This is a genomic window from Chryseobacterium urinae (genome assembly GCF_030518295.1).
Classification (GTDB): Bacteria; Bacteroidota; Bacteroidia; order Flavobacteriales; family Weeksellaceae; genus Chryseobacterium; species Chryseobacterium mucoviscidosis.
In genome coordinates this window covers 32,460-51,604 of record NZ_JAULSJ010000013.1, presented here as the reverse complement: position 1 = coordinate 51,604, position 19,145 = coordinate 32,460, and the positions used below count along the sequence as shown (strand labels likewise).

General features: G+C 36.6%; 14 protein-coding genes and 1 pseudogene. 7 read left to right on the top strand and 8 right to left on the bottom strand.

What is annotated here, in order from left to right; all coding sequences use genetic code 11:
• The first annotated feature begins 128 nt into the window (after window positions 1-128).
• Both QWT87_RS10175 and dusB read left to right on the top strand, forming a co-directional pair.
• Window positions 129-3,341 carry a hypothetical protein gene (locus QWT87_RS10175; RefSeq protein WP_302715934.1) on the top strand — a complete coding sequence of 1,071 codons (3,213 nt, stop codon included), beginning with the start codon at window positions 129-131 and terminating at the stop codon, window positions 3,339-3,341.
• A gap of 171 nt (window positions 3,342-3,512) precedes the next feature.
• Window positions 3,513-4,511 carry a tRNA dihydrouridine synthase DusB gene (dusB, locus tag QWT87_RS10170; RefSeq protein ID WP_076390857.1) on the top strand — a complete coding sequence of 333 codons (999 nt, stop codon included), beginning with the start codon at window positions 3,513-3,515 and terminating at the stop codon, window positions 4,509-4,511.
• A gap of 64 nt (window positions 4,512-4,575) precedes the next feature.
• On the opposite strand, the gene deoC is transcribed toward dusB, so the two are convergent.
• From deoC to QWT87_RS10145, 5 genes are all read right to left on the bottom strand, one after another.
• Window positions 4,576-5,322 (bottom strand): deoxyribose-phosphate aldolase, encoded by a 747-nt coding sequence (deoC, locus tag QWT87_RS10165; protein WP_302716020.1) that lies wholly within the window; start codon window positions 5,320-5,322, stop codon window positions 4,576-4,578.
• Between the two features lie 3 nt (window positions 5,323-5,325).
• Entirely contained in the window at window positions 5,326-5,796 is a 471-nt protein-coding gene (locus QWT87_RS10160) for an Lrp/AsnC ligand binding domain-containing protein (RefSeq protein ID WP_076390855.1), read from the bottom strand.
• A gap of 32 nt (window positions 5,797-5,828) precedes the next feature.
• Window positions 5,829-6,764, bottom strand: coding sequence for an endonuclease/exonuclease/phosphatase family protein (locus QWT87_RS10155; protein ID WP_302715931.1), 936 nt, complete (start codon window positions 6,762-6,764; stop codon window positions 5,829-5,831).
• Window positions 6,765-7,134: 370 nt separating this feature from the next.
• A complete protein-coding gene (gene trmD / locus QWT87_RS10150; RefSeq protein ID WP_087712260.1) occupies window positions 7,135-7,806 on the bottom strand; it encodes a tRNA (guanosine(37)-N1)-methyltransferase TrmD in 672 nt (223 codons plus the stop codon).
• On the bottom strand, window positions 7,803-9,065 hold the full coding sequence (locus tag QWT87_RS10145; protein WP_302715930.1) for an NAD(P)/FAD-dependent oxidoreductase: 1,263 nt from the start codon (window positions 9,063-9,065) through the stop codon (window positions 7,803-7,805). The genes trmD and QWT87_RS10145 overlap by 4 nt, the downstream gene beginning before the upstream one ends.
• Window positions 9,066-9,141: 76 nt before the next feature.
• Between QWT87_RS10145 and QWT87_RS10140 the strand changes: the two genes are divergently transcribed.
• Entirely contained in the window at window positions 9,142-9,993 is an 852-nt protein-coding gene (locus QWT87_RS10140; protein WP_302715928.1) for a glycoside hydrolase family 25 protein, read from the top strand.
• 142 nt (window positions 9,994-10,135) lie between these two features.
• On the opposite strand, the gene QWT87_RS10135 is transcribed toward QWT87_RS10140, so the two are convergent.
• A complete protein-coding gene (locus QWT87_RS10135; protein WP_302715927.1) occupies window positions 10,136-11,266 on the bottom strand; it encodes an 8-amino-7-oxononanoate synthase in 1,131 nt (376 codons plus the stop codon).
• A 46-nt stretch (window positions 11,267-11,312) separates the two neighbouring features.
• Window positions 11,313-11,825: pseudogene (locus QWT87_RS10130) on the bottom strand (DUF1761 domain-containing protein).
• Between the two features lie 274 nt (window positions 11,826-12,099).
• Here QWT87_RS10130 and QWT87_RS10125 point away from each other — a divergent pair.
• Window positions 12,100-13,995, top strand: a complete 1,896-nt coding sequence (locus tag QWT87_RS10125) for an ABC-F family ATP-binding cassette domain-containing protein (protein ID WP_302715926.1) — start codon at window positions 12,100-12,102, stop codon at window positions 13,993-13,995.
• A gap of 210 nt (window positions 13,996-14,205) precedes the next feature.
• Here QWT87_RS10125 and QWT87_RS10120 read toward each other — a convergent pair whose 3' ends face one another.
• On the bottom strand, window positions 14,206-15,261 hold the full coding sequence (locus tag QWT87_RS10120) for a Gfo/Idh/MocA family oxidoreductase (protein WP_302715925.1): 1,056 nt from the start codon (window positions 15,259-15,261) through the stop codon (window positions 14,206-14,208).
• Window positions 15,262-15,440: 179 nt separating this feature from the next.
• Here QWT87_RS10120 and QWT87_RS10115 point away from each other — a divergent pair, with 179 nt between their 5' ends.
• From QWT87_RS10115 to QWT87_RS10105, 3 genes are all read left to right on the top strand, one after another.
• Complete coding sequence (locus tag QWT87_RS10115) at window positions 15,441-17,729, top strand: TonB-dependent siderophore receptor (protein WP_302715923.1); 2,289 nt, start codon at window positions 15,441-15,443, stop codon at window positions 17,727-17,729.
• An 89-nt stretch (window positions 17,730-17,818) separates the two neighbouring features.
• Window positions 17,819-18,334, top strand: coding sequence for a hypothetical protein (locus QWT87_RS10110; RefSeq protein WP_273077929.1), 516 nt, complete (start codon window positions 17,819-17,821; stop codon window positions 18,332-18,334).
• A 160-nt stretch (window positions 18,335-18,494) separates the two neighbouring features.
• On the top strand, window positions 18,495-19,085 hold the full coding sequence (locus QWT87_RS10105) for a hypothetical protein (protein WP_087712244.1): 591 nt from the start codon (window positions 18,495-18,497) through the stop codon (window positions 19,083-19,085).
• Window positions 19,086-19,145 lie beyond the last annotated feature (60 nt).

The following is a 19,145-nucleotide window of genomic DNA, read 5'->3' as shown; positions in this document are numbered from 1 at the left end:
TAATGCAATAATTAGGTTAATTTTCTGTTAATAATACTAAAACCCTTTCCATAAAGTATTTTTAAGTATTTTTACGCTTTATTTTTAGAGATTTGCGAAATTTTATTCTGATATTCGTGTTGTTGTTCGTGGGCATATTTTCAGGAAATGCTCAGGTATTTACATGGAAAAATCCCAATCTTCCGCAAGACACTCTTAAAAATGACAGTCTTAAGCAGGACAGCATTCTCGCAGCCAGATTTGAGCAGGATATTTTCGCAAAAGACACGCTGGATTTTGTAAAAACCAACAACCGCATCATTGTAGATGAAGGAGTTTTGGCTAAAAACGATAAAAAAAGATTTTTAGGGGAATTAAATTCCAAAGGGTCCATCATTCGCGGGATTACGTTTGGTAACAATCAGGGGCAGTCTGTACAAAGTTCAATGGATTTACAAATTTCCGGAAGACTTTCGAAAGATGTGACTATTCTTGCAAGTATTTCGGATCATAATCTCCCGATTCAGGCAGATGGATATACACAAACGCTTGAGGAATTCGACAAAATTTATATGCAGCTTAATATCAAGGATAAATCGATATTGAGAGCGGGACATCTGGATTTGGTAGAAGCTAAAAATTATTTTGCCAAATATCAGCGAAGAAGCATGGGACTCGAATTTCAGACGGAATTCGGGAAAGAGAATAAAACCTTTGTGGATGTTTCGATGGGGGTTGCACGAAGTGAATTTCACAGAATCCGTTTTCAGGGAGTGGAAGGAAATCAGGGACCTTACCGTTTAACCGGAAAAAATGGCGAACAGTTTATTACCTTAATTTCGGGTTCTGAACAGGTTTTCATCGATGGTATTCTCATGAAGCGTGGTGAAAATCAGGATTACATCATCAATTACAACACCGGAGAAGTTACCTTTACGAGTTTCCGACCGATTTTCCAGCAGAATTTCATTACGATATCTTATAATTATACCAACAGAAATTATTCCAGATATTTATTTACCGGAAAAGTTGAGCATAAAAGGGAAAAACTGAAGCTCGGACTGAACTGGTTTATGGAAAACGACAATAAAAATGCACCGCTTTCTTTAAATCTTTCACAGGAAGATCAGCAGATTCTTGCAGATGCCGGAAACAATCCAAATTTAATGTATGCTCCATCAGGTGTGGTTACAGAATATGATGTCAATAAGATTTTGTATAAGCTGGTTCAAAGTTCGGGAGGAAATTATTATGAATTTTCAACCGATGCCACACAAACATTGTACAGCGTTTCTTACACGTATTTCGGGGCTAATTTAGGAGATTACAAAATTACGCAGACCACCAACAACGGACGTGTTTTCGCTTATGTTGGTCCCAACATGGGAGATTATCGTGCCGTAAGAAAACTTCCTTCTCCGGAAAAATCGCAGGTATATTCTGTAAATTCAGAATATTTATTGAAAGACGGAAAAATTGGAGCGGATATTTCTTTGAGCAATTATGATGTCAATTTATTTTCATCAAAAGATTCTCAGCAGAATATAGGATACGCCTGGAGAGTTTTCGGAAACAAAACCTTCACCAAAAACAACTGGAAAGGAACTCCGAATTTCGAATATCAATACATAAACAAGCAGTTTCATATTTTAGACCGAATTAATGATGTGGAATTCTCCAGAGATTTCAACCTTGCGCAGGAATTCAGCGGAAGAACGCAGAACAGATTTATTTTCAGCTTTTTGAACAAATGGAATAATAAATCAACATTAAATTACCGAATCAACTATCTTGATGAGCAGGAAACATATAAAGGAATAAAGAATGATCTGGATTTTGGGTGGATCAGCGGTAAATTTTTCACAAAAGGAAATTTATCCTATCTGAATACCAATGCTGTACTTCAGGACACCAAGTTCATCAGAGGCGGGGTTTCCACAGAGTTTACCGGTAAAAAAGGAAGCTGGGCGATTGGCGGAAGCATGGAACACAACGAAAAGAAATACAATGATACGCAACTGATGGACGTTACCAGTTTCAGCTGGAAAGAAATTTTTGTTCAGAAAAAAATCGGAGACAGTACAAGAACCAAACTTTTGGCAAAGGTTTATATGCGAGATAATGATTCTGTGCGGGACAACCGACTTCAGAATATGAATAATATTTTGGGAATTATGGCAGAAAGCCAGATCATCAAAACAGAGAAAACAACGTTGAATGCCCTACTCCACTACAGGAAATTCTTTTACCAGAATCAGGATGTGGATCTTTCGAGAAACAATGACTTCGTTGTCGGAAATATTCTTTATAATCAGCAGCTTTTCAAGAACGGAATGCGTTTGCAGGCGTTCTATGAACTTGGGAACGGACAGGAAGCCCAAAGAGAGTTTCAGTATATTAAAGTGACGGACGGACAGGGAATTTATAAATGGACGGATTACAACGGAGACGGTGTTCAGCAGCTTGATGAATTTGAAATTGCCGAATATTCGGATTTGGCGCAGTACATCAGAATTTACACGAATTCCGTCCGATATATTCCTTCCAACAAAAATAAAATTCAGCTCGCGTTATTTGTGAATCCGTCGATTGTTTTTAATTCTGAAAATAAATTTTTAAAACGCTGGAATTTCAATATTTCATTAAACTCACAAAATTCATTCTTCAAAAAAGACAAAGTTTTGGTTTTGAATCCTTTTGAGAAGAGTGATGACATGATTCTTAAAAATCAGAATATTCTGGCTTCCGCACAATTCAGTCCGACCGACAAATCCGGCTGGAACGGAAATTACCGTTTCATCTCCAATGATAACCTCATCAATGCGAATTTCAGTAATGAGGAGCGCGAACAGGTTTCGCATTTCCTGAATATCGGCTATTGGTTTAATAAAGAATTCCGTATCGACTGGGAAAATTCGGTTCATGATATTCAAAATTCTTCACAGTTATTTTCTACAAGAGATTACCGTCTGAATAATTTTGAAACAAAACCAAAAGCAACCTATAAGTTTACCGATGCCATTCAGGCAGAACTTTCTTCGGCATTCCGCCAGAAACAGAGAGTGGATGGAGAAGAATTCCTCAAAGCTTTTGACGTTACGGGAACCATTCAGTGGGAACGCAGAAAAACGTCCATCAGAGGAAATTTCTCGTTCATTAATAATACTTTCAACGGTAACAATTTCAGTATTGTCGGAAACCAGATGTTGGATGGTTTAAAACCGGGGAAAAACCAGGTTTGGAGTGTATTCATTCAGCAGGCGATTAATTCTTTTCTTCAGCTAAATTTAAACTACGAAGGCAGAAATTCCGGAGACCGAACGATTCATATCGGAAGTATGCAGGTGAAGGCGAGTTTTTAGAGTCGGAGGGGTTTTGAGTTGGAGAGTTTAAGGGTTTGAGTGTTTTAGATTTCTTGCTTAACGTTATAATTTTCCGAAAGATTTTCGTTTTTTACATTGCTTATTTTACAGCAATTACATTAATAGAAATTATCAAATTCTGAAATGCTCAGAAATTCGTAAATTTGCACCATGATAAAAATTGGCAATATAGAACTGCCGGAATTTCCACTTTTGCTTGCACCGATGGAAGATGTGAGTGATCCGCCGTTCAGAAGACTTTGCAAAATGCACGGAGCAGATTTAATGTATTCGGAGTTTATCTCTTCGGAAGGGTTAATTCGTGATGCCATCAAGAGCCGTAAAAAGCTTGATATTTTCGATTACGAAAGACCTGTCGGAATTCAGATTTTTGGAGGTGACGAAGAAGCAATGGCAATGTCTGCAAGAATTGTGGAAACGGTAAATCCGGATCTGGTTGATATCAATTTCGGATGTCCTGTAAAAAAAGTGGTCTGTAAAGGTGCAGGAGCAGGAGTTTTGAAGGATATTGATCTGATGGTTCGTCTTACCAAAGCCGTAGTGCGTTCTACAAGCCTTCCTGTAACGGTAAAAACGCGTTTGGGTTGGGACAGTACTTCCATTAATATTGATGAAGTGGCAGAACGTCTTCAGGAAACAGGCATCAAAGCATTAACCATTCATGCGAGAACCCGTGCGCAGATGTACAAAGGGGAAGCTGACTGGGAACATATTTCAAGAATTAAACAAAATCCTAATATAGAAATTCCGATTTTCGGGAACGGTGATATCGATTCTCCTGAAAAAGCGTTGGAGTACAAACAAAAATATGCGTGCGACGGTATTATGATCGGTCGTGCAGCGATTGGTTATCCGTGGATTTTTAACGAAATCAAGCATTTCTTTAAAACCGGAGAGCATTTGCCGGCTCCTACAATCGAAGACCGATTACTGGCTGTTCGTCAACACGCAGAATGGAGCGCAGAATGGAAAGGCGAAAGATTAGGACTGGTGGAAATGAGACAGCATTACAGCAATTATTTCCGTGGAGTTCCTCATTTTAAAGATTTCAGAAAGAAATTTTTAGAAGTGTTTACTTTAGCAGAAATGGATGCGCTGATTAAAGAAACGCAGGAGTTTTATACTGAATATTTAGCGCAACAGGCATAAAAAAATAAACCATCAACAGTAAGTTGATGGTTTTTTATTTTCACTGTTAGTTTTTTCCTTTCCTTTAGTATCCTTCCGAAGCTGATTGATTTTTAATTAACGCCAATGCAGATGAAGTTCCTATTCTTTTTACACCAAGACTGATCATTTTTTCGGCATCTTCCGGAGTTCTTACTCCTCCTGCTGCTTTTACAGGAAGTTTTCCAGCGTTTTCCAGCATGATTTTAATTCCTTCAAAGGTTGCTCCGTTGGGTTTTCCTCCTTCTGTCTCATAGAAACCTGTGGAAGACTTTACGAAAATTTTAGACAAATCGTTTTCAGAAAAGTTTTCTTCTGCCCAACCTGAAATGTTTTTGGTAAGATCAGCAATTTGCCCATCGTTTAAAGCGGCAATTTCGATGATCCATTTTGCAATTTTATGATGTTCCAGACAAAGCTTTGTACATTGTACAAATTCATTCTTTACAAGCTCAAGATCACCTTTAGTATAAGCACTGTAATTGATCACAAAATCCAGTTCATCTGCTCCGTCAGCAATTGCTTTTTCAGCCTCTGCAAGTTTTTCATCTACAGAATAGGTTCCTTCGTGAAAACCGATGACCGTTCCTACTACAACATCCGAATTCTTTTCCTGAATATACTTTTTAATTTCATAAACATAATCGGGACGGATCATCACGGCAAAAATACCATGATCTATCGCTTCCTGCGTAAGTTCTATATCTTTCTGTAAAGTTTCTTCCTGTGACAGCCCCGACTGTGCAGGTGTTTTCAAATATGTTGAATCCAGATATTGTGCAATATTCATAATTTATTATACTTTCAGTTGTCTGTAAATACCCTGTTCCAAAGATATGAAAGTTTCTGTTCTTATCACCCCTTTCAGTTGCTGAAGCTTACTCAGAATCTGCATAAGATGGTCGTTATCTTTACAAAGAACTTTCAGGAAAATGGTATAATTTCCTGTTGTGTAATGGGCTTCCACCACTTCATTAATGTCTTTAAGAGATTTTACCATGTCGGGATAATGACTTGGCTGATCCAGAAATACGCCGATGTAAGAAATAACTTTATAGCCGATTTTCTTAGGATTTAAAAAGGAAATTGAATTTTCAATAACCCCTGCCTGTTCAAGTTTTTTAATCCTTTGATGAACTGCTGTTGTAGATATTCCTACATTTTTTGAAATATGAGCTAACGAGGATTTTGCATTATCCATTAACATATAGATAATTTCTTTATCGATTGAATCTAACTGATAACTCGTGTTGTTTGAATTTTTCATTCTTTCTACTTTATTTATGTTTTTTACGTCTGTTACAAATTCCTGAATTTTATAAAAACCGGAAAATGATCGCTATAACCACCCAAATACCTCGTTCCTGCGTAGGTCCTGTAGGGTCTGCCTGCAAATTTTCTGTCGCGGCTGCTGAGTTTTTCAGAATTGAATATTTTCGCCTCCTGAAATTTCAGACCATGGTCATCATCAAAGAAAGACTTCGATAAAATGATCTGGTCATACAGCAATCCCGATTTATAATGAAAAGTAGAATAATTTCTTGTGGAAAACAGACGCTGGAAAGGATTTTCCAATACTTTTTTTCCTGCATCATCAAAAAGAATTTTTACTAAATTTTCATCATCTGGGTTTTCATTAAAATCACCACACAGCAATACGTTTTCTTTATCATTCTGTACAATCTTAAGAATTCTCTCCCGAATCTCGGAAAGGATAAAGTCTCTTTTCGGTTTATTAACGTCTTTTTCGCGTTTAGAGGGAAGATGCGCGATAAAAACATTAATAATTTCGTCTTTATATCTTACTTTCGAGTAAAGAATGTCTCTTGTTGTATCGTAATTTCCTGTGTTTCTGTTTATAATTTCAAAAAAGAAAGTAATGGTTTCTGAGTCTATTACTTCCACTTTATTTTTATCATATAATAAGGCTACATCTACCCTTCTCTCGTCCATAGAATTGTAGTGCACAATTCCGTATTGCGAATTGAAAGGTTCCATCTCCACAAGATCTTCCAGAACTTTCCTTCCGGAAACCTCAGAAAGACCAATCATAAAAGGCAAAACACCGTTTTCCTCCTTCATCAGCCTGAAAACATGTGCAATCTTGGAAAGTTTATTCCTGTATCTGCTTTCATCCCAATTTCTAAGTCCTGATATTGTAGGATCTAATTTATGCATCGGCTTCGGATCCGGTAAAAACAGATTTTCAACATTGTAAAAACTAAACAGCTCCATTACCACACTTTTCAGATTTCAAACAATTCCTTTTATAAAATTGATTATGTAAATTTATTATTTTATTTAATATATCGTTAATAATTTTAACAAATTTCAACAATTAATTTTATCATTCAAATATAGACAATTAAAAGAATATTTTAAATCAGATAAACAATTTTAATTAAAAATATTATCCATAACACAAAATTCACTTTTAAGTCTAAATAAAAACTGTTTTTAAAATTAAATTTTTTGGTAGAAAAAATTCTATGAACAGTTAGGTAAATGAAAAATTTTCAACCATTTCTTCGCAACGGCAATCAATTATCGTTGTAAAAATTTAAAAAATTTGGCGGTTTCTAAAAAACGATTGTTTTTGTCTATTTTAAAGCAGATCGGGGCGTTTTTCCGTGGTAATTCTTACGGCTTCATCATGTCTCCATTCTTCAATTTTGGCAAAATTTCCGCTCAGTAAAACTTTAGGAACTTCCAGACCTTTGTAAACTTCTGGTCTTGTATAAATTGGAGGAGATAAAAGATCGTCCTGAAAACTATCCGTTAAAGCACTTTGTTCATCATTCAGAACACCCGGAAGCAGTCGGATTACAGAATCTGCAAGAACGCAGGCTGCCAATTCTCCGCCGGTAAGAACATAATCTCCGATTGAAATTTCCTTTGTGATATGTAGATCTCTCACGCGCTGATCAATACCTTTGTAATGACCGCATAAGAAGATCAGGTTATTTTTAATGGAAAGTGTGTTGGCAATTTTTTGATTCAGCGTAACTCCATCCGGTGTAAGATAAATCACCTCATCGTATTCTCTCTGGGATTTTAATTCTGAAATACAATTGTCTAAAGGCTCTACCATCATCACCATTCCTGCGCCGCCGCCGTAAGGTTCATCATCAATCTGTTTTTTTTTGTTGATTCCCCACTCTCTCAAATGATGGAAATGCACTTCTGCCAAACCTTTATCAATTGCTCTTCTTAAAATAGAAGTTTTAAACGGACTTTCCATCAGTTCCGGAAGTACGCTTATTATATCAATTCTCATTGTACTGTTTCGTTTTTCTTATTCGGCAAAATTATCAATCTTAAAGAAGAATCTTTGTTAAAATAGCTCCACATCCAGTTGAAGAACACGGCAAGCTTGTTTCTTACACTCAAAATAAGCATTAAATGTAAAAACATCCAGAAATACCACGCCAGAAATCCCTGAAATTTAATGAATGGTAAATCTACAACCGCTCTGTGTTTTCCGATGGTAGCCAGAGAACCTTTGTCATCATACTCATACTCAACCCATTCATTCGGATTTTTCTTTAAAAGGTTCCTACCTAAATTTTTTGCCTGATTAATTGCTACGTTTGCCACCTGCGGATGACCCTGCGGATATTTCGGAGTTTCCATATACGCAATATCTCCGATTGCAAAGACATTATCGTAACCTTTTATTTTATTGTATCGGTCTGTAATGTATCTGTTTTTTATTAATTTTTCGGCAGGAAAACCATCTACAACATTTCCTGTAACGCCGGCTGCCCAGATTACATTATTGGACGGAATGGTTTTTCCGCTTTTCATATACACTTTATCGCCGTCATAATCTGTAACGTATTCCTGGCTTAAAAATGTAACGCCTAAATCTTTTAAATATTCTTCAGATTTTTGCTGAGCTTCCGGACTCATTACCGCCAAAGGCTTCTCTGTGGAACTTACCAGAATAATCTTCAGGTGATCGAAATTCATGTATGGATAATCGCGCGGAAGAATTTCTTTTTTCATCTCCGAAAAAGCTCCTGCTAATTCTACTCCGGTCGGTCCGCTTCCTACGATTACGATATTCCAGTTTCCGTCGTCGCTTCGGCTCTTTTCTAGAATCAGCTTTTCGAAAGTCATTAAAACATGATTTCTGATGCTGATCGCTTCCTGAGTATTTTTCATGCCGAAAGCTTTCCCTGCAAGATCATTATTGCCAAAAAAATTGGTTTTACATCCTGTTGCGATGATGAGTTTATCGTAGGTAAATTCCGCTTCGTCGGTGATGACTTTATTATTTGCGGTATCAATTTCCTTAACCTCCGTTAAACGAAATTGGGTATTTCTGGAACGCTGAAAAATTTTTCTGAAAGGAAAAGAGATATTGGAAGGTTCTATCCTTCCGCATGCGACCTGATAGAAAAGCGGCTGAAACATATGATGGTTTACCCGATCCAGAACAATAACCTTTTTGTTCTTGTTATTCAACGTTTTCGCAAGCTGCAGCCCCGCAAAACCTCCTCCTATGATGATGATCTTTTCGCGTGTTTCCATAGTACACAAATTTACTGATTTTATTTAGCATTTAGAAGTGAAAAAAGTTAGTTTTGTAAATCTTTATTCACAAACGATGTACAGCAAAAAAACCGCCAAAAAGATCCATCAGAACCGTCGGAAAAAATATCTTTTCCGCAGAAAAATCGTACTGGCTATTTTAATTGTTGCGCTTATCGGAACAGGATTGTATTTAAGGCAGTCCATAAGTTACTATTACGCTTTATATTTCAATAAATTTACTCACAGAAAGCTTCACAACAGTGAAACAGAAGCGCTGAGAATTCAAAAAATCCTGTCCAATAATTTAGATAAAACTTACGGGTTTGATATTTCACATTATCAGAATAAAGAAGACATCAAATGGGACAGCCTTACTATCGGAAACAAAACCATTCCGCTGGAGTTTGTGGTGATGCGTGCAACGATGGGAAACCGAAATGCCGACAAACATTTTTCTGATTTCTGGGAACAGGCAAAAAAACAGAATTTAATCCGCGGAGCCTATCATTTTTACAGAGCAGATGAAGATCCTGTGATTCAGGCGAATAATTTCCTGGAAAATGTAAAGCTCGAAAGCGGTGATCTTCCGCCGATTTTGGATATTGAGAAAATCCCGAAACGCAAAACGAATAAAAAACTGGTTGAAGACCTTAAAGTGTGGTGCAAAATTGTAGAGGAAACTTACGGAGAAAAACCCATTATTTATACGTATTATCATTATTACAAAGATTTTCTGAAGGGCGAATTTGATGATTATCCGCTCTGGCTAGCCAATTACAATGATGTTCCGGCTCCGTCACCCGATGCAGACTGGGATTTCTGGCAGTTTACAGAAAACGGAATCGTGCACGGAATTAATACAAAAGTAGATCTGGATATTTACAACGGAAGTTCGTGGTCTTTGAAGAGGCTGGCTTTGGATTGATTTTTTTCCGGTGATTTTGCAAATTTTAAACATCTGAAACTTTGGCTGAAGCCAATCGAAAAACCTTATATTGTTAACGGGCTGAAGCCCGTTTCTATTGATGAAAACATCAAACTAAAACCTGTGTGAATTCTTTATAAAACTATTTAAACGGCTTTCTTTGAATCCATTCTGTTTTTGGAGAAATGGAAGGAAAAATAGTTTTCAGGAAAGGATTAATCATGAAATTATTATGCTTAATTAAACCAAAAATTTCAGTCGGCTCTGCTCCGATCGTTGATTTGATCTCTAAAGCTGTTCTTCCGAAAATAATTCTTTCAAAACGATGATGAATTCCAAATTCCACCATATCGAAAAGCATATTGAGATAGATCTGCTTTTGTTTCTGACAGTCTTTTTCGTAGCCTAAAAAGTACGTATCAATATCTTTATTATTGAGGATCATGGTATAAAAACCAATTAGTTTTTCATTCGAAAAATATCCGAAAAGCCTGAAATTTTCTCCATGATTTTCTTTCATGCTTTCAAAATGATTTTCTCTGAGAAAAAAAGTATTGAAAGGCGCGTTTTCTGCCACATTCTGATAAAGAACATTCATTTCAGACTTATATTTTCTGATCATGTCTAATTGGAGTTCTTTTTTAATGATTCCTTCCAGTTTCTTTTTGGCAGTTTTGGCTCTTGCCCTGTATTTCTTCGAAAAATCATTGATATAATCATCAAAATTATTCCAGTTTTCTCTTATCCGAAGAATCATGTTCGGCTGAACGGAAAATCTGAAATATTTCCGATGCTTTTCTCCTTCAAAGTATTTCACAAAATTCGACTGGTAATCTTTATATATAATTAAGGATGTTGTTCTTATTTCCTTCTGCATTGTATGAACGGATTCTTCCAGAAGCGGAATCACTTCTTCGGAAGTAATTTTTGAAGCATCAAAATAAAATCCGTTCTGTCCAGTAAGCATATTATTTCCCAGAATCATCACATCTTTACCGAATTGTCTTGCCATAAAATTCCTGATGCTGCAAAACACCTCATTTTTCTGGAAAGTTTTATGCTGAATAAAATTTAGATACTGAAACAAAGCTCCGCCAATCAGTTCATTTTCTTTGAAAAAACCGACAAAGAAGCATTCCATGTTTTGCGGTCTGGAATTTTCTAATGCACGAAAATATTCTTCGGAAAGCAGGATATTATGATTTCCGATTACCAGATCCCAGTTTTCCGGCAAATCGGCAACTGAATGATAAATTTTTAAAATATATGACATAAAAAAGGCTACGCAAAAGTAGCCTTAACTTTTCTAATTCTTGTAATTATTTCGGAGTTGTCCAATGAAAGCCTTCCGGAGCATACCAACCGCAGATAATTCCGCCCATAATGGTAATGCAGACCGTCCAAAAAGCAGCGTTAATTAATGTATATTTCCACGATTTTCTTTCGAACATCGCATTGATTGCAATCATGGGAAGCACGAATAAAAATCCCGTCATGGAAGAATGCAGTGCGCCGTGACCAAAGGATCTGTAAGCCATTCCTTAGTCTTTCATGAAGGCATGATAAGACGGATTGGCGTTCATTTCATCTCCGCCGACCATTCCGAGCGCGCCAAACTGATGAATCGTTACAAATTGTAAGAACAAAGCCATTAAAGCTGATAACATGATGGAAAAAATAAAAACTCCGATCATGGAACCCTTCATTTTCTCTTCGGTTAAACCGACTTCTTTCATCCATGCTTTTCCGAAAACTTTAGGATGATACCAGATAAATCCCATTAATAAAGGGACAAGTGCGGCTGCAAAAACAGCCCAGTAGTTGATTTGCATCATAGTTTTAATTTTAATAATGTTAGGAATATAAATCTACATCAAAAATCTATTAAATAATACATTAAATTTAATAAATATTTAATTTTAACTAAAATATTATAATTAAATAAAACCAAAAGCAAATATAATCCAATACATAAGACAATTCATTATTGTTTTAATATTTAAAAAAACGCGTGTAAGGCTTCGGGATTGTATTTCTGCTTTTTCTGATACATTTTCGTACTTTTGCGGCTCAGTTTAAGTTTCAAAATCTAACCATCAAACTATAATGAATTACGTTTCTGCCGAAAATCTTACCAAATCCTACGGAATAAAAGTTTTATTTGAAAATATTACTTTTCATGTAAACGAAGGAGATAAAATTGCCATTGTTGCCAAAAACGGAAGCGGAAAATCTACCCTTCTGAAAATCCTGATGGGAAAAGAAATTGCAGACAGCGGAACGGTAATCATCAATAAAGACATTCAGGTGGTTCTGTTTGATCAGGAAATAGATTTTGACCCGACTATTACGATTGATGAGTTTATGATGACTCTGGATTCGGCTCCGATTATGGCTCTGAAAAATTATCATCAGTCTCTGCATTCCACAGACAATGATTTTATTGAAAAAGCTCTTCTTGAAATGGAAGCGCATAAAGCATGGGATCTGGAAAACGAAATGAAGCAGATTCTTTCGCAGCTAAAAATCACCGATCTGGAAGCTAAAATGGGAACACTTTCCGGTGGACAGATCAAACGTGTTGCTTTGGCAAAGCTTTTAACAGAAACAAGAGCTGAACACCGCCATACTTTATTAATTATGGATGAGCCGACCAACCACCTCGACGTTGAAATGGTGGAATGGCTGGAAAGTTATCTGAGTAAGGCAAAAATTACTTTATTACTGGTAACGCACGACCGGTATTTCCTCGACAGTGTTTGCGATACGATCTGGGAAATGGAAGACAGGAATCTTTACGTTCATAACGGTTCTTACGCCACATATCTTGAAAATAAGATGATTCGCGAGGACAACACGAATGCTACAATTGATAAAGCCAACAACCTTTATAGAAAGGAACTGGAATGGATGAGAAGGCAGCCGAAAGCAAGAACTACAAAATCCAAATCCAGAATTGATGCATTTTATGAAACAGAAAAAGTAGCCAAAACAGACACAAGAAAACAGGGGTTAGAGCTTGATTTTGAAATGAAAAGGCTTGGAAATAAAATTCTTGAGCTTAAAAATATTGACAAAAGTTTTGGAAGTAAATTGTTGCTGAAAGATTTCAGTTATTCTTTCCAGAGAGGTGAAAAAGTAGGAATTGTTGGAAAAAACGGAGCGGGAAAATCTACTTTATTAAATATTATTCAGGGGTTTGAAAAAGCGGATAAAGGAGAGATTGAAACCGGGGAAACCATCCATTTCGGATATTTCTCGCAAAAAGGCCTTACTTACAAAGAAGATGAAAGAGTAATTGACTTCATTAAAGAAGTTGCCGAATTTTATCCTTTAGCCAACGGAAAAAGTCTTTCAGCATCGCAGTTTTTAAGATTGTTTTTATTTGATGATCAGACGCAGTACTCCCCTATTTCCAAACTTTCGGGTGGTGAAAAAAGAAGACTTCATCTGATGTATATTTTATACCAGAATCCGAACTTTTTAATTTTTGATGAGCCTACGAATGATCTGGATCTTCCGACTTTAACGGTTCTTGAAAACTTTTTACAGCAGTTTCAGGGTTCATTAATCATTGTGTCGCACGACCGGTATTTTATGGACAGAATCGTAGATCATATTCTTGCTTTTGAAGGAGAAGGGAAAATTCGTGATTTTACAGGTAATTTCTCCGAATACCGCGAAGCGAAAAGCAAGGAGGATGCTTTGGAAAAGTCCGTTTCCGTAAAATCTGAGCCTGTAAAAGAAACCGTTCCGGCTGCGAACAATACAAACATTAAGAAGAAAAGACTTTCCTTTAAAGAACAGCGTGAACTGGAAACCATTGAGAAAGAAATGCCGGAATTAGAAGAAAAAAGAGCGAAAATATTAGACCAGCTTAATAATGAAGCAGATTACGAGAAAATATCCAAACTTTCTGCCGATCTGGAATCTATCTCTGAAACTTTGGAAAACCATGAAATGAGATGGCTTGAACTTCAGGAGATTTTAGGTGAAGCGTAGTTGAGTTTGAGGGTGTGAGAGTTTGAAAGTTTTAGGGTGAGAGTGTTTGAGGGTGAGAGTGTTTTAGAGTGTGGAAGCGTTATATTTTATTGATGTAATTTTTTTTACTCTAAAAATCCTGCTTTAAGATTCATAACTCTAACTCATTAAAACCCTCAAACTCTAAAACTCTCTCACTCTAAAACTCTCACACCCTACAACTCCAAGACTCTACAAGTAAATCACTTTCTCCTGTTTTGCACTTTCCACAGCCGCATCGATGATTTTCATATTTTTGATAATTTCTTCCGCAGGTGAAGGCAATGCGTATCCGAAAACGATAAATTCATAAATCTGCTGATAGTAATTCATGTAATTTCCCGGTTCGCTTGAAGTGAGGATTCTTTCAGTTTCTTTATTTTCATTTAGATAATTCAGCATCCCGTCGGTTTCCGTTAAAGGTTTTGTCCATTCTTCACCATATTCAGGAATGGCTCCTGCAACGAGTTCATTTTCCTGATTATCGGTTCTTTCCTGCAAAAAGCTTCCTTTTTCTCCGTGAACGGCATAAGCAAAATGCGCTTCTTTGGTGAATACCGAAGATTTCAGCCTTACTCTTAAATCATTTGGATAAAACAAAATAATTTCAAAATAATCGTTGGCAAATTCTTTTCCTTTCATGGAAAAAACATCGGCAAACAGTTTTTCGGGAAAACCAAAATACTGAACCGCCTGATCCACCAGATGCGATCCTAAATCATGCAGCGAACCCGAACCTACCGCTTCAGGATTTTCTTTATGTGCTTTACCACTCGGCTCAGTTCTGAACCTATCGAAACGGATTTCCACCTCCTTGATATTTCCGAGTTTTCCTTCGTTGATGATTTTCTGCACCTGAAGATAATCGCGGTCGAATCTTCTGTTCTGATAAACGCTTACAAATAATTTTTTCTCTTCCGCCAGTTTTGCCAGTTCTTCTGCTTCTGCAACATTTACGGTGAAAGGTTTTTCAACCACTACATTTTTCCCTGCTTCAAGTGCCATTTTTGCATATTCAAAATGTGTCTGTACCGGAGTATTCACAACCACGAGTTCGATATCGGCATTTTCCAGCATTTCTTCTACGGAACAGTAAATTTCTGCTTCAGGATATTTTTCTTTAGATTCTTCCTTATTTCTTTCCACGATCGCGGAAATAAAAAATCCCGGATGTTCTTTCAAAAACGGGGCATGAAAAACTTTTCCGCTCATTCCGAACGCACAAAGTCCGACTTTTACTAACTGCATAGATTTATTTTTTAACAAAGATATTTAATCTAAAGTTCTCATCCCTACTAAAATAAGGGAAAACACAATTTCTAAATTAAAGATTAATGATAAAAATCAGTTTATAATTTTTATTAATTCTAAATAATAATATACATTTGCACTTTATTTAAAACCACTCTAAATAACAATAGACTATCATGAAAAAGCAGCTAGCCACAATAGGATTAGTATTCGCAACCCTTTCTTTGGACGCGCAGATGAAATACGTTGAAGCTGATACCATTAGAATCCAGACTATTGAAGACGTTAATCTTCATAAAACCGGAAATCCCAACAAGGCAAGACCATTATCTACCAAGTCTAATCTTACGATGATGGAAACACCTCAGCCGATTGCGATTGTTACTCACGAAATTATTGAGCAGCAGCAGGCAAAACAACTGAGCGATGTTCTGCAAAATGTGAACGGAATTTATGTAACTTCTTCCAGAGGAAATTCTCAGGACAGTTTCGGAGGACGTGGTTTCATTCTGGGAAATGATAATATTTTCAAGAACGGTTCCCGAGTTAACAGCGGCGTTTTCCCGGAAGTCAGCGGACTGGAAAGAGTGGAAGTTCTTAAAGGTGCGAATGCAATGCTGTATGGAAATACGGCTGCAGGTGGTGTTATTAATATGATTACTAAAAAGCCTAAATTCAACTTTGGCGGAAGCGTGGGGATGAATGCGGGAAGCTGGAATTCTTATAAACCGACAGTAGATCTTTATGGTCCTCTTTCAAAAAATATTGCTTTTCGTGTGAACGGAGCGTATGAATATGCAGAAAGTTTCAGAGATGTGGTACAATCTGAAAAGTATTATTTCAATCCTTCGTTTTTATTTAATTTAAGCGACAGATCACAGATCATCGTTGAGGCAGATTATCTTAAAAATGATTTTACTCCGGATTTCGGAATTGGATCTATTACGCAGCGTGACGGATATACTTATCAGATGAATAATCTTCTTCCGAGAAATGCTTTTTTAGGAGCTGACTGGCAATATCAGAATGTAGAGCAGGTTACTGCCAATGTTACCTTCAATCATCAGTTTAATGAAAGATGGTCTTTAAACGCTACGGCATCTTACCAGAATTACACGAAAGATTATTTTTCTACGGAAAGAGTGCAGTGGGGATACGAAAAATCAACTGACAGGCTTTTCTGGAAAAGACCTTTGAACAGAACGTATAACGAACAGAATTATACTTCGGCACAGGTAAATTTAAATGGTGAATTCAATACAGGAAAAATAAACCATAAGGTGTTATTCGGGGCAGATGCAGATTATGGAGTTGGAGATTCTTATACTTACTATAATCCTACCAACAGACTGGCTTACGGAAACAGCTATCTGTATGGAACCAACGGAAACAGCAATGGTATTCTTTATCTGGACAATCCTGATTCCTGGGCAAACGGAAGTGCTCCTGCTGCTGAAAGGTTAGAGAAAAACAGAATTAATACAAGAAGAATCGGAGTGTATGCTCAGGATTTTATCAGTCTGACGAAAGAATTTAAAGTTATTGCAGGATTGCGTTGGTCTTATATTGAAAATATGCCAACGATCAATACTAAATTTAAAACCGTTACAAGCGGTTTAGTAAATCTGAATTCTACCACAGGAAAATCGCTGGTTAACAACTCTTCGTCATCCGATCAGGCAATATCTCCGAAATTAGGCTTTGTATATATGCCAAACGATAATTTTTCCGCATTTGCAACCTATACAAACTCTTTTGTTGCCAATGTGGGAAGATTAAGAGACGGAGAAGCTTTAACGCCAACCAACATCGATCAGTATGAAGTGGGTGCCAAAAAGAATTTCTGGAACAATGCTTTAGCGGTTAATCTAACGGTTTACCAGATTTTATACAGAAATTATTATCAGAATGCATTGGATGATAAAGGAAATCCTGTAGATCCGACAGGACTTACCAAAGATTTTGCAGGAAAAATGAGAAGCCGCGGAGTTGAGCTTGATATTACAGGAAATCCAACAGAAAATTTATCCATTATCGGAGGTTTCTCTTATAACAATTCTGTATATCTGGATACTCCGGAAGCTTTCGGATATGTAGAAAACCAAAGACTGGTAAGAACTCCTGCAACTACTGCGAATGCATCGGTATTTTATAAATTCACAAAATTGGTTCCGGGCTTGAAAGTGGGAGCCGGAGTATACTACATCGGAGACAGACTTGCCGGATGGAATGATACCAAAACAGGAGCTAACAGTTTGCAGCAGAGAAACGGGGTAAGCAGAATTTTCGAATTAAAAGATTACACAACGGCTTCTCTATCAGTTGGCTACGACTGGAAGAAATTCTCTATTCAGGGGAAAGTCGGAAACCTGTTTGATGTAGAGAATTACACCGTTCACGAAAATTATTCCGTGAACCCGATTACGCCGAGAAACTACTATGTTACATTAACGTATAGGCTGTAAAAAAGAATCACAATAATTTCTTCATGTAAAGTGGGAATTGCAATTTTGCAGTTTCCACTTTTGAAATTTTAAAAACAAAAACAATATATATGGATAAGATTAAAGACACAAGAAGTTTTATGAGAATCACGCACCGTTATCTGGGCTATTTCCTTGCCGGAATAATGGCTGTTTATGCAGTAAGTGGTGTTTTGTTAATTTACAGAGACACCGATTTTCTGAAAAAAGAAAAAAAGTACGATAAAGTTGTAGAAAAAAATCTTGACGAAAAAGCACTGGGAAAAGAATTGAGAATTAAAGGTCTTGAGGTTGAAAAAACAGAAGGAACAGTTTTAAAATTTAAACAGGGAACTTATGATGCTGCAACAGGACAGGCAAAATACACGAAGAAAGAACTGCCATTTGTACTGGATAAAATGACAAAACTTCATAAATCGCAGTCTAAAGACAGGCTTTCTCCTTTAAATGCTTTTTTCGGATTTTCTTTATTCTTTTTTGTGATCTCAAGTTTCTGGATGTTTAATCCTAAAAGCAAAGCTTTCAAAAGAGGTATAATTTTCACCGTTGCAGGTCTTGTAGTGTCGATTATTTTGCTTTTAGTATAATTTTAAAACTAAAAAAAAACTCCTTTCCATCGGCATTTCATAAGAGTTATACCTTATTTGTTATTATCATGATTTCACTACCTATTGATTAGAATGGCACATTTATTGATTTTCTGAAATCACAAATGATATAAACATTAAAATATTAAAATAATAAATTATGAAAAAGTTAATTTTTACAGGAATAATGGCAGTAGCCGGCTTGGCGGGAACAATGAATGCGCAAATCCAGAAGGGAAACTGGTTGGTTGGTAGTAGTTTAATATCAAGTAATTTCGGTTTAAACACCGGTGGTGGTTATAACATTGCTATTCAGCCTAAGGGAGCATACTTCATTGAAGACAACGTAGCTGTCGGTGGTTATGTAGATTTAGGATTCAACAAGGTAACTAACGGTTCTCCTACAGAATTTACGTATGGAGTGGGTGCTTTAGGACGTTATTTTCTTTCTCCGGGAGAAAAAGGAGTAGATAACTTACTAAACCACGGACGTTGGTTCTTAGAAGGAAATGCAGGGATCGGAGGAAGATCTGTAGAAAATGCAGACTCTACAACAGGTTTCGATTTCGGAGTAGGTCCTGGTTATTCTTACTTCATTACCCCAAACATTGGTCTTGAAGGTTTAGTAAAATACAGAGGAAGAGCAGGATTTGGTAGCGAAGGTTTAAATTCGAATATCACATTCAATTTAGGTTTCAGCATCTACCTTCCTACATCTAAAGCAAAACAAATCGCAAATGATGTAAAGTAAGATTACGATCCAATCACTTCACATTCACATATACACTACAATTGAAATCGCCTCGAAGTT

Coding starts and splice junctions, on each gene's coding strand:
- dusB (WP_076390857.1), top strand. CDS start 3,513: ATGATAAAAATTGGCAATATAGAACTGCCGGAATTTCCACTTTTGCTT.
- QWT87_RS10160 (WP_076390855.1), bottom strand. CDS start 5,796: ATGAAAAATTCAAACAACACGAGTTATCAGTTAGATTCAATCGATAAA.
- QWT87_RS10155 (WP_302715931.1), bottom strand. CDS start 6,764: ATGGAGCTGTTTAGTTTTTACAATGTTGAAAATCTGTTTTTACCGGAT.
- trmD (WP_087712260.1), bottom strand. CDS start 7,806: ATGAGAATTGATATAATAAGCGTACTTCCGGAACTGATGGAAAGTCCG.
- QWT87_RS10145 (WP_302715930.1), bottom strand. CDS start 9,065: ATGGAAACACGCGAAAAGATCATCATCATAGGAGGAGGTTTTGCGGGG.
- QWT87_RS10140 (WP_302715928.1), top strand. CDS start 9,142: ATGTACAGCAAAAAAACCGCCAAAAAGATCCATCAGAACCGTCGGAAA.
- QWT87_RS10135 (WP_302715927.1), bottom strand. CDS start 11,266: ATGTCATATATTTTAAAAATTTATCATTCAGTTGCCGATTTGCCGGAA.
- QWT87_RS10125 (WP_302715926.1), top strand. CDS start 12,100: ATGAATTACGTTTCTGCCGAAAATCTTACCAAATCCTACGGAATAAAA.
- QWT87_RS10120 (WP_302715925.1), bottom strand. CDS start 15,261: ATGCAGTTAGTAAAAGTCGGACTTTGTGCGTTCGGAATGAGCGGAAAA.
- QWT87_RS10115 (WP_302715923.1), top strand. CDS start 15,441: ATGAAAAAGCAGCTAGCCACAATAGGATTAGTATTCGCAACCCTTTCT.
- QWT87_RS10110 (WP_273077929.1), top strand. CDS start 17,819: ATGGATAAGATTAAAGACACAAGAAGTTTTATGAGAATCACGCACCGT.
- QWT87_RS10105 (WP_087712244.1), top strand. CDS start 18,495: ATGAAAAAGTTAATTTTTACAGGAATAATGGCAGTAGCCGGCTTGGCG.